We start from the raw sequence: 11,610 nt of genomic DNA on the forward strand, positions 1-11,610 counted from the left end.
AGGGTCGAGGGAGGCGCTCGAACTGATTACTGCGGAGGGGGATGTTCCTGCCGCCGAGTCCCCCTGATCTTCGGAGGAGTGCGCGCTTGAAGGTGCGCAGCGGATGCGCTCTCCTGGAGATGGGCGAGATGACCCAGGGGGTGGGCTGAGGCTGGCCTGTGCGCCCAAGCGTAGGGCCTGCGCGAGCTCTGAACAGTTTCGCCCCCATCTGGGGCTGGACGCGCTCTACGATCTGTAGTCCAGCTCTAGGGGGGGACATGACTGACCACAGTGTTGCGTCGGTACGGGTATTACGCAGCCGGTTGATCGACTCCGGTGTGCCGAGCGCCAGCGAGCACGTAGATGTCACGTCGGAACAGAGGTTGGACGAGGTACGCGGGCTCCTCATTGACAGGTTCCGCGCGAGCTCTACCTTGACCGGGATTGCTCTGCGTGTGGATGGTCAGGAGATTGGTGTTGCCACCCGTCGTCTTGTCCTTGCTGAGCCCGGAACTGCCGGGGACCAGCCGCCGCTCGGATCCGCGGACCATGCCTCCTTGCCAAGCTCGTCCCAGCGGTTCATCGCGGTCCGGTTCGTTTGCACGGCTTCCGGATGCGGATCCACGGCCCTTCGTTCCTTCTATGACGAGCGGGCGATTCCCGTGTGCGGTATCGCCGCGCATGGTGCGCTTGTGGTCCAGAGGTGAGTCTCCACAGGGCGCTGAAGCCCCCGGCGGAGGTTGGAGCGGGTCGCCGGTTCTTCCTTATTAGTTACCTACCGACCTGCGCGGCGATGATCTTTCTCCTGTTCCTGGTCTGGGCCGGGGCCCGCGGGTGGGCTGCCCCGGTAGGAGGCGGCCTGGACTTCCGGCGTGCTTGGAACACTGCCGGGAACTTGGGAGTCGGCGAGGTGGTAGCCATTGGCCTGGGAATCACGCTTGGCGCGGTGCTCCTGCATCCTCTTCAGCTGGCTCTCGTCCGGGCCTTGGAAGAGGGCTGGCCGGTGTGGCTAGGGTCCGGACTTGCCGAACGCCGCCAGCGTCGGCGCAGGCAGCGGTGGACTGACGCGGCGCAATTGCCGCAGAACAATCCTGGGCTGCTGACCACTGAGCGGATTCAGCGTGCGGGAGAAGCCGGGTATCAGTTACGCCGGCGCTTTGCGCTGCCGGACCATGTGATCCGTCCTACGGCACTGGGTAACGTGCTCGCTGCCACGCAAGACAGTGCTGGACGTGCTTACGGTCTGGATGCGGCGGTTGCCTGGCCGCGGCTCTACCCGGTACTTGGCGCTGATGTTCGTGCTCTGGTGGACGACCGGCGTGACAGTTTGGACACAGCGGCGCGGATGGCAGCGGCGATGCTGGTGACTGCTGCGGCTTCGGCCGTGCTCCTGGCTCGCTCGGGCTGGTGGCTGGCTGTGGTGTTCGTGCCGCTGGGCCTGTCTCTGCTTGCCTATCGCGGCGCCGTGCATGCCGGGCTCGCCTACGGGGAATCGGTGCACGTCTCCTTCGAGCTGCACCGCTTCGACCTTATCAAGGCGCTATGTCTGGAGCTTCCGACCCAGCAAGCGGCCGAACGTGCCCTCAACTTTGAGCTCAGTGACTTCTGGCGGCAAGGCGTGCCGATCGATCCGGCCCGGGTCTACAAACATGACGGGAGCACACCATGACGAGCCCTGCAGCGGCCGTGCCGCTGCTCCCATACAGTCTGCTCGTCGGGCAGCAAAGACTGCGGTCTGCGCTTCAGATCGCTTATGTAAATCCCGCGGTGGGCGGCGTCCTCGCCACCGGTCACAGGGGTACCGCCAAGACAACGACGGTCCGCGCGTTCAGCTGGATGGTTTCCGGGAAGCTTCCGGTGACCCTGCCGATCGGGGCGACAGACGATCGTGTGCTTGGTGGTTGGCAGATCAAGAAACTCATGGACGGAGTTGCCGAACCAGAGGACGGGCTGCTGGTCGAGGCGGCGGGGTCTGAGTCGCGGATCCTGTACATCGACGAGATCAATCTGCTCGACGACTACCTCGTGAACATCATTTTGGACGTTGCTTCCACGGGTGTTCTTCACGTGCAGCGCGAAGGCCGCGCCCAGGAGTTGCCGCAGGTGAAGTTCAATCTCATCGGCACCATGAACCCCGACGAAGGCGGATTGCGGCCCCAGCTCCTTGACCGCTTCGGCCTCATGGCTGAGGTCGTTCCGGAAGATGATCCCGACCAACGCCTGCGCATCATCGAGACGGTCCTGCGCTTCGAAGCTGAACGTCACAACCCAAAGTCGCAGTATCTCGCGCAGGCGATAGCGCAAGACGCAACCATGAAGGCAGAGCTGGAGGCCGCCCGAAACCGGCTGCCCCAAGTGGAGTACGCCCCGGGCACCCTCAACTACTGTGCCCGCCTGGCTGTCGAGTTGCGCGTGGTTGGACACCGGGGGGACCTCGTTCTCGGTCACGCAAGCCGTGCGCTTGCGGCGATCGACGACGCCAAGATCGTCACCCCCCGACACGTCCAGCAGGTGGCCAGGGCGGCGCTCGCCCACCGTCGCACCCTGGGCGACTCCGGTTCCCTTCCCGAGTGGACGGCCGAAGAGGACGCTGTGGTGGAAGAGCTACTCCCCGACAACGCGAGGTAGCCCGTGGCAGAGTCTCCCTCACAGGCGCTTACGCGGGTACTGAGCCTGATCGACTGCATGGCGGCCGACCATTACCTCGGCGGGATGATCCTTTTCGATCTGGATCCCTCGCTCCTCCTTGAACTCGGATACCTCCTCGCCGAGCGCCTCGGCCACGAGACAGCCGACGAGAACACCCCCGGGGGTGTCGTAGTTGTAGGGGCTGGCACGATCGCGGATGACCTGTGGCTGCACGCCGTCCCCGAGCACGCCGGCTTCGCCCTGCGCCCAGGCGTGCTCGTCGAGGACGATGGCGGCCCACCTCCCGTCGTAGTGGTCCCCGATCTCGGACGAGCGAGCGCGCCTGTCATCCAGGCAGCCGTGACCTGCCTCAACGCCGATACCGCGAGTGTGGAACGCCTCGGCCACAGCTTCCACTGGCAGCCTCGGGCTCGATGGCTGACTTCCCTGCGGCGCAGCGCGGCAACTCACCTGTCGCCCCACCTACTCGATCGCTTTGCCCTCCGCGTGGACGCATCCGGTGTTCGTGCGGACCTGCAAGCTCTGCGAAACGCAGCTGCGGCATCCGAAAATGAGCGCTCCCTGCTCCGCGCTGCCGCGTCTTTCTCCGCAGCTCGCCGGATCGAGGCTTCCCTGTCGCGGGAGGCCGCCCAGCTGGTCGTATCGCTCATGCCTAGCAACCCGAGTCGACGACGTGATCTTGCGCTGGCTCGAACCGCTCGCGCACTCAGTGGCAGTACATCGGAGATTTCGGCACAACACGTGCGTGATGCGGCAGACCTCCTCGGAATCACCGCCCTCACCAGGAACGACCCCAGGTCGGCTGCTATCTCGACATCCGGCACTCTTCCCGCTGGCGGTGAGGGAAATGAGGAGCCCGAGACCCCGGAATCCCGCCGGGTGGTCGACCCAGGGCCTGCCCAACCACTTCCCGGCGAGGCCACACCTGCCTCACTGCCCAGCTCATCGCCATATCCCGAGGACGCCCCCGAAGCCGTTGCCCCGTTCGCGTCCCTGCGGTCCGTATACCAGCCCGCCTCAGGAAACCGGGCAACGCACAGCCACGCAGCGGGCGTGCGGCCCGCCCGCACTGTTGGTGCTCTCGCCGTCGTGGCCACGCTGCTGGAAGCTGCGAAGTTCCAGGCTGTCCGGCAAATCGCAAACTCATCGCCAGGTAACCGCAGACTCGTAGTCCACGCTACGGACCTGCGCGAGTACCGTCCGAGCAAGCAGAGCAACTGGGGCCTCGTGCTTGTGGTCGACCACTCCTCCCGCGCGCCACAGGTCGGCACGCCTGCCCTGGCACCCTTCCTTCGCTGGGCACACCGGCAGAACGCCGTCGTGTCCGTCATCGAGTTCGGCCACCAGGACACCGCAGACGAACTGGTCGCCGAGCACTATCGCGCGACTTCCGTGCTCGACCCACGAGTCCCCATCTCCCTGGCCAGAACCCCAGGGCTGGCCAGCCCCCTCGCGCACGCTCTTGACCTTGCAGTGAGCGACCTACGCCGCTACAGGCGCAACCGCGACGGAGTGCACGAGGCAGTCCTCGTGGTCATGACCGATGGCCGGGGCAACGTCCCCCTCACCGCGAGCCTGCTGGGACAGCTCCCAGCAGGAATCAGCCGCGAGGGAGTGGCGGACGCACTCGCAGCCGCGGCCGCGGTTCGCAGACTCGCTCGCGTACGACCGGTCGTGATCGCTCCCGAAACCCAGGTGTACCCGGAACTAGCCGCCGACCTGGCAGATGCGATGGGAGGCCAACTCATCACCGCAGCCGCCCGCACGAAACGCCCTAGGGCGGTCCAGAGCCGATGACTTCGCCTGACCCCAGCGCACAGCACAGCGTGCCCAGCATTCGGTCGTTGCTCAACGCCGACACCGACGCCCCCTACTCGCACCAGCAGAGCCGCGCATCTGCCGAACCACTTCCGGATGATGTGGTGCCGGCACCGCCTCCAACCCCATTCGACCCCACGTCGACTGGCCTGGGTGCCTCACTGCCGTCCGACGTAGCACTCCTGTGCGTCACCAGCGCCGCCTCGGCTCACGGGCCAGCGCTCTCTCTCAATTGGCACCAAGCAGGTGCTACAGACTCTGCCTTGCCCCGTGAGCCGCTTGTGCCCGAACTTCCTGTGCATAACATTTCATTGGCCTCGATGGTGGCCGAAGCAGGCGGCGGGCCGAAAGAGGAAAAGCCCTGGCAAGACGCCTACTACGAGATGATGAGCTGCTGGTCGGCTCAATACGAACTGCTGCACTGGATAGCCGAGCTGATGGCTAAACGCAGCCCACGCCTCATCGTCTGGGACAACACCGCTCACAACATTCCCTGGGAACTTGTCTATCATGACCCACCCTGTGGTGAGGCTGGCTGGCTAGGAGCGCTAATTCCAGTCATCCGCTGGACCAGCATCCACGACGGAGCAAGAGTAGGGCGCCTCCCGCTCGGCGGAAGGGCTAGCGACGGCAGTCTCCTGATGCTGGAGGACGAGTCGCTGCGCGGCAATGAAGAGCTCTTCAGCGCCTACCGTGCTGAACCGGTCTACAAGCGAATCGACGATCTACTGCATCGCCTAAGCCAACCTGCTGACGCCTTAGGGCTGTTAATGATTCGATGTCATGGCATTTACTCGCCAGAAGCACGGTATTTCACCCTCGGCGGCATCAGCCTGAACCGGCTGATGGGATTCCCAATGTCTGCCCTCCGGAAATCCGGCACGCCGATCCTGCTCAACGCGTGCAGCTCGGGACGGGCGATCCAGGACGTCAGAGGCGTAGGGAAGCCTGTGCGCAGTTTCGTAGAACTCTTTCTTCGGAAGGGCGCAGACGCCGTGATTGCAGTATCCGGTGACATCGACGTCGACCACTCAGACGATTTCGCCTCCCGACTTTTGGCAACCGCGGGAAGCCAGCCCACCAATCTTGCTGAAGCCCTCCAACAGCATCGGCACTACTACGCTCACAAGACCCGCGAACCTTCTGCCGGGGAAACGGACATCCGCAACGAAGAACATTTCCAACGCTTCTTTGCAGCCTTCCTCTACCTCTACTACGGCCACCCCGACGCCACCGTGCGTATCCGGCAGCCCGGCGAGGGAGACACCTGATGAACGAAGCAACAGTACCGCTGCTCCCTATGGTGAGTTGGCCACGCGAGATGCAGGCAGGCCGCCGCTACCTCGTGACTTTCGACGTACGACTGGATGACACCAGTCTGCCCTGGCCTTATTCCCAAGAAGAATTCGCGATCGGATGCATGGTAGAAGGCAGCATCGGAATCACAGTTGAGTCTCTGGGTGCAACCACGGTGATCCTCCACCGCTTTGGCGGAACATACGGCCCTGCCCGATTCCTGGCACATGCCGAAGAAGCACTTATGGACGACTCGGCACACCTCAGAATCACCATGATTACCGAGGGTGGAGTTCCGTTCCGATCTATCGACCTTCCCGTTTGTAGCGCGACGCAGGAGAACCCAACGGACATCACCATCGACCTGCGCAGCACAACGACCAAACCAGAAAAGAGCAAGCATGCACCCGAGCCCACGGCGAGGGCACCTATCTCCGTGCCGTCGGCAAAGGCAAGCGAGGGCCCGTGGTTGATTTCTCATGCATGGGCCGATCGGGCCTGGGCTGAGTGGGTGGCCTGGCAGCTACTCGACGCCGGCCACGAGGTTGAGCTGGATTACTGGGATTGGGGTACCGGTGACAACTTCGTCCTGAAGATGAACGCTGCGCTTGAGCGGGGTCGGATGCTGGCGTTGTTCTCTCCGGCCTACTTTGAGCTCGAGCGGTTCACGACGCCGGAGTGGACGGCGATGATGGCGATGCGGGAGAAGATCGTCCCGGTCCGTATCGCCGAGGTCACCCCGCCTGCGGGCCTGCGCCCGTTGCTTGCCCCGGATCTGTTCGGTCTGGACGAGCATGATGCCCGTGAGGTTCTGCTGCGTGCGGTGAAGGGTGCTGTGCGTCCCACGACGCCGCCGGCGCGGCCGCAGGAGATGCGGTCCCGGACGGGCGAGAGCGGCCCCCGTCTGCCCGGGAGTCTGCCGCAGGTGTGGAACCTGCCGGCTCGCAACGCGGCGTTCACCGGTCGCGACAGCCTCTTGGTCCACCTGCGCCGAGAACTCGCGTCTCGTCAACGCATCGCGGTTCACGCCTTGTACGGCCGCGGCGGGGTGGGCAAGACCCAGCTGGCAATTGAGTACGCGCACCGGTTCGCCGGGGAGTACGAACTCGTCTGGTGGATTGCGGCGGAAGACCCAGCCCTGGTCCCCAACCAACTCGCCGTACTTGCCGTAGGGATTGGCGCCGCGCCCGCCGGCACGGCGCCCGCTGCCGCGGTCGAGCTGTTGCTGGGCATGCTGGGAACGATGTCGCGTTGGCTACTGGTCTTCGACAATGCCGAAGACCCAGAAGAGCTCGTGGCGTTCCTGCCCGGAGGCCCTGGCCATGTACTGATCACCTCCCGCAATCCTCATTGGCACACCTACGCCCTCCCTCTGGACATCGACAGCCTCTCTCGAGCCGAGTCGGTGGCACTGCTGCGCGCCCAGGGTGCGGTCCTCGTCGACGAAGATGCCGACGCTATTGCCGCGGCCTTGGATGATCTGCCGTTGGCACTTGCGCAGGCAGCGGCGCTGCTGACCCGGGGGTTGTCGCCGGCGGATCTGAAGGCGGAGCTGATGCAGAGCCTGGCGCAGGTGATGGGCGAGGGACCCCCGCCCGGCTACCCGATCGCCTTGGCGGCGCAGGTCCGTCTGACTCGTGCCCGCCTGGAGGCCGACCATCCGGGTGCTGCCGCCGTGCTGGCCGCGCTCGCGCTGCTGGCTCCCGAACCCTTTCCCCTGACCGCCTGCGCGGGCAACCTGCCTGATCAGGCCTCCCCCGTCCTGAGCGAGGTCTTGGTGTCGCGGCTGCGTGCGGGGGGTGTGGTGGAGGCCATCGCCCGGCACAGCCTTGCCCGTGCCCAGAACGGCACTGTCCAGCTGCACGGTCTGACGCAGGCGGTGGTGGCCGATCAGCTCGCCCCGTCCCAGCGCGAGCAGGCGCAACGGGATGCGGAATCCCTCCTGACCGCAGCTGCCCCCAAGGACGCGTCCGATCCGGTGGGGTGGCCGGTGTGGCAGGTGCTGCTGCCGCACCTGCTGGCCGTGGACCCAGCCTCCCTCACCACCCCAGGAGGACGGTATGCGCTGCGTGGTGCGTGCTGGTACCTGATGGACCGCGGCGAGGCCCGCCCCGCCCGGGAGCGTCTGCAGCTCCTGTACGACGCCTTGTTGCAGCAGCTCGGCCCCGACCACGACGACACCCTGAGAACCGCCAACGACCTGGCCCGCGCCTACGACGACACCCTGGATCACGAACGCGCCCGCGCCCTGGACGAAGACACCCTGGCCCGCCGCCGACGCCTCTACGGTGACGACCACCCCGACGCCCTGGCCAGCGCCAGCGGCCTTGCCATTCGGCTTCGAGCGCTGGGGCGGCTCGAGGAAGCTCTCGCGCTGGACGAGAAGACGCTGGAGACGCGCCGTCGGGTGTCGGGGCCGGAGCATCCGGACACGCTGCTCGCGGCGGCCGGACTGCCCGTCCACTTGGCGGCTGTGGGTCGGGTGGAGGAGGCGGTGGTGTTGGGGGAGGAGACGTTGGGGGTGCAGCGTCGGGTGTTGGGGGTGGAGCATCCGGACACGTTGCACACGGCGTCCAACCTGGCCGTCCGGTTGGCGGCTGTGGGTCGGGTGGAGGAGGCGGTGGTGTTGGGGGAGGAGACGTTGGGGGTGCAGCGTCGGGTGTTGGGGTCGGAGCATCCGGACACGCTGGCCACCGCGAACAATCTGGCCGTGCATCTGCGGGATACAGGTCGGGTGGAGGAGGCGCGGATGTTGGGTGAGGAGACGCTGGAGCGTCGGCGGCGGGTGCTGGGCGAGGACCACCCCGATACCCAGAGGACTGCCGGATGGCTGGAGTCGTTGGGCGAGGACCCGGAGAGTCCTGGGACCGGGGAGTGACCCCGCCACCATCCGCTCCCTTACCGTCTACCAGCGCATTCCCAAGACGTTGAGGGCGTCACGGCGTTCTGGGCTCAGTTTGGCGGCGCGGCGGCGGGTGTTGGCGATGAACGACCCGAGCCCGAGCAGTTCGCCTTCGACGTTCTCGCGGTGTTGGCGGGGTACGCGGAGGTGTCCTTCGCGGGCGTGGAATTGTCGTGCGGCGGTCATGTTCCGATCCCATAGCTCATCCTGGGACCGGCGTACCGGCTGGAGTTCCCGTGCCTGCTCGGGGTCGATACCGAGACTCTCTAGGAGGTACTGCTGCGCGGGCAGCAACTTGTCCCACGCGGCCGATTGTCCGGCGATCCAGACCCCGAGGTCCTCGCCCTGGACGACGACCTCGCCAAGCCCGGCCGGGAGCGTCCCGCCGGCCTGCACGTGTGCGAGCAGCAGCCGGTACGCGCGTTGCCAGCCGATCTCCCACTCGGGTGCCCACCCGGGGTCGATCTCGTTGAGCGCCTCCATGCGGCTCTCGGAGAGCTCCCCGGCATAGGAGACGCCACGCTCACCGTTCGTGCGGCGTGCGGCGTTCTCCCGCGTCTTGCGGGCGCCGGCCCGCGCGTTCTTCAGGAAGACCCCCAGGGGATACGAATCCCACACCACCGAGGCAGCGGGCAGGAGATGGCCGTGTACAGCGGCGTAGTCGCGGGCCACGGCGAGGCCGGCCTCCCACGCGGACGCGTGCACCGACCAGACCATGCCGAGGTTCTCCAACTCCGTCACGCGCGAGGATTCCAGGGTCCCCGCCGCGTAGTAGCGGCGCTGGTCTGCGACCCAGACCCCGAGCGGATGCCCGCCGATACCGGGCCAGTCTTCCGGCGTCACGTACGTGTAGGGCACGCGCAGCTCGCTGTTGCCGGTCTCGCGTAGCCACCTCGTGGCGGCCTCGATGCCGCGGAGCCAGTAGGCGCGTTCGGGGTCGATGACCCGCAGCCGCACGAATTGCGTGAGGACGGCCGGGTCGCGTTCCTCGGTGAACCGCAGCACTCCCGCCGCCGTGGCCCCGACGGCCGGAACAAGATCCTGCTCCTGGCCGTCCTCAGCTTCAGTGTCCTGCGCCAGGTCTACGCCGTCGCCGTCCTCGGACACCCAACTGCCGCTACGTAGACGGGGATCGGCAAGCGCCTCGATCGTCTCGGCATCGTGCGCCCGCAGGGCTCCAAGGACCCTGCTGAGGCTGTTGTAGGCATCCGAGGTGAGCAACTCATTCGGACCTTCGCCCGGTCCGAGGAATACCGGCACGATCAGCGTGGCGAGTTTCCCGCGCCCCGGATGCAGCCTCAGTGCACGTCCGACCATCTGCACGATATCGACCATCGAACCCCGCGCATCCGCGAACAGCACCGCATCACACTCAGCGGTATCGACACCTTCACCCAAAACACGAACAGAGGAAAGCACCCGCAATTCAGCCCGCACATCCTCACCCTCGAACGCGGGTCCCCCCAGGAAATCAGAAGCAAATTCATCCAGCACTTGGCGGCGGTGGTTGGGGGCGTGGTCGCCGTAGAGCCAGTCCGCCCACACCTGCCGAGCCGGCGGGTAGGTGTCGGGGTCGTCCTCGGCGAGCCGGCGGGCCGTCTCCGGCACGGCGGCCGCCATCGCCTCGGCCTCGCCCACCCGGCTATGGAACGACAGCACCCGCCGGAACCGCTCCTTGACCGCGGCCTGCATCAGCCCGGTCTGGACAGCGGCCAGGCGTGCCCCGCGGACCGCGTCGGAGCCGGTGTCCTCACTGCTCAGCGCCGCGTATAGATCCGGATCGCGGATGTCGAGACACAGCACCTGATAGGGGGCGACGATGCCCCGACCGATCGCCTCGGACAGCGACAGCTTGTACGCCACCGGCCCGAACACCGGCGAGCCGTCCTCCATCGACGCCACCAACCGCGGCCGCTCATCCTGGCCGTCGGCCTCCCACACTCGGGGCGTGGCCGTCATGTACAGCCGCCGCTCGGCAGGGAGCTGCGCCTGGTCGTGCACGGCCGCCCACGGCTTCATGCCGTCACCGCTGGTCCGGTGTGCTTCGTCCACGACCATCAGGCTCCACACCCCGAGGCCGGCGGCGTGAGCTCGCTGGAGGATCCGCAGGCCCACGGAGGCGTAGGTGGCGAAGACGGTGACGGTCTCCAATCCTTCCAACCACGACACCAGTTCGTCGGGGTCGGTGGTGCAGGGCAGGCCCTGGCTCTCCTCGGCCCGCAGCGAGCACACGCCGATCATCGCCCCCGACCGGCCCGCCCGACGCCACGCGCCAGCCATCTGCGTCAGCAGATCCAACGTCGGCACCACCACCAGCACACGGCGGGCAGAAAGACGGCGCGCGGACTCCGCACCGATCAGGCTTTTCCCGGAACCGGTGGCAGCGATTACCTGCGTGCGCAATCCGTCGGGCGGCATGTGTCCACCGGGTGGTGTGCCGAGAATACGGACGACGTTATCTACCGCCTCAGCCTGATGCGGCCTCAATTCCATGCCAGTCACAAGACCTCGCATTCTCCAGCGTATTCAGAGGAAATCCGGTGTCATCCCAGATTCCATCCGAGTTCCAAAAGTGACGCCCCCTCAACCCGGAAGTTCAAGCGGAGAGGAACCCTGCCATCATCCCAGACTCAAGCTGCTAGCCAGAGTGACGCACAGGGTTTCTCCGGAAGTGACCGAAACTGATCAGGGGTGGCCGGTTCCGGAGGGGTGAGGCTGACGGGAGGTCAAACGCCAGCCCGGGAACACTCCTGACGCCCCACCAGACCGCCCCTCCTGTAGGTGCCGCTCTTCCAGGCAGGCCCGGAGGGCATGCCGAGTCCCGTACAGGACTGCGAAGCAGGCCAGTACGGGACAGGTTCAGGCCGGAGGCCTGAACCCCCGGATCACGAAGTGATCCGGGCAGGCGGAACGGAGTTCCGCCTCTTCCGGGCGAAGCCCGGGACCGCCGCGTAGCGGCGGCGCGT

7 protein-coding genes are annotated in these 11,610 nt (G+C 66.3%); 5 read left to right on the top strand and 2 right to left on the bottom strand.

All coding sequences use genetic code 11. The features are described from left to right. Nucleotides 1–874: 874 nt before the first annotated feature. Nucleotides 875–1,648: a hypothetical protein gene (locus tag ACZ56U_RS38555; RefSeq protein WP_469088603.1), complete on the top strand. Its 774-nt coding sequence runs from the start codon at nucleotides 875–877 to the stop codon at nucleotides 1,646–1,648. After that, nucleotides 1,645–2,607: an AAA family ATPase gene (locus ACZ56U_RS38560; protein ID WP_469088604.1), complete on the top strand. Its 963-nt coding sequence runs from the start codon at nucleotides 1,645–1,647 to the stop codon at nucleotides 2,605–2,607. Before ACZ56U_RS38555 ends, ACZ56U_RS38560 begins: the two co-directional genes overlap by 4 nt. An 18-nt stretch (nucleotides 2,608–2,625) precedes the next feature. Here the strand turns inward: ACZ56U_RS38560 and ACZ56U_RS38565 are convergent, their stop codons facing one another. Continuing rightward, nucleotides 2,626–3,015, bottom strand: coding sequence for a hypothetical protein (locus ACZ56U_RS38565; RefSeq protein WP_469088605.1), 390 nt, complete (start codon nucleotides 3,013–3,015; stop codon nucleotides 2,626–2,628). A gap of 702 nt (nucleotides 3,016–3,717) precedes the next feature. On the opposite strand from ACZ56U_RS38565, the gene ACZ56U_RS38570 reads away from it, so the two are divergent. The 3 genes from ACZ56U_RS38570 (at nucleotide 3,718) to fxsT (ending at nucleotide 8,620) form a co-directional block, all read left to right on the top strand. Further along, entirely contained in the window at nucleotides 3,718–4,425 is a 708-nt protein-coding gene (locus tag ACZ56U_RS38570; protein ID WP_469088606.1) for a hypothetical protein, read from the top strand. 302 nt (nucleotides 4,426–4,727) lie between these two features. Further along, on the top strand, nucleotides 4,728–5,717 hold the full coding sequence (locus ACZ56U_RS38575; RefSeq protein ID WP_469088607.1) for a CHAT domain-containing protein: 990 nt from the start codon (nucleotides 4,728–4,730) through the stop codon (nucleotides 5,715–5,717). After that, a complete protein-coding gene (gene fxsT / locus ACZ56U_RS38580; protein WP_469088608.1) occupies nucleotides 5,717–8,620 on the top strand; it encodes an FxSxx-COOH system tetratricopeptide repeat protein in 2,904 nt (967 codons plus the stop codon). The genes ACZ56U_RS38575 and fxsT overlap by 1 nt, the downstream gene beginning before the upstream one ends. A gap of 27 nt (nucleotides 8,621–8,647) precedes the next feature. Here fxsT and ACZ56U_RS38585 read toward each other — a convergent pair whose 3' ends face one another. Further along, nucleotides 8,648–11,137, bottom strand: coding sequence for a helicase associated domain-containing protein (locus ACZ56U_RS38585; RefSeq protein WP_469088609.1), 2,490 nt, complete (start codon nucleotides 11,135–11,137; stop codon nucleotides 8,648–8,650). Nucleotides 11,138–11,610 lie beyond the last annotated feature (473 nt).

This window comes from Streptomyces sp. NPDC034103, assembly GCF_055575395.1.

Excerpts from the sequence above, each read along its gene's own strand:
- ACZ56U_RS38585 (WP_469088609.1), bottom strand. The coding sequence starts at position 11,137 with ATGGAATTGAGGCCGCATCAGGCTGAGGCGGTAGATAACGTCGTCCGT.
- ACZ56U_RS38560 (WP_469088604.1), top strand. The coding sequence starts at position 1,645 with ATGACGAGCCCTGCAGCGGCCGTGCCGCTGCTCCCATACAGTCTGCTC.
- fxsT (WP_469088608.1), top strand. The coding sequence starts at position 5,717 with ATGAACGAAGCAACAGTACCGCTGCTCCCTATGGTGAGTTGGCCACGC.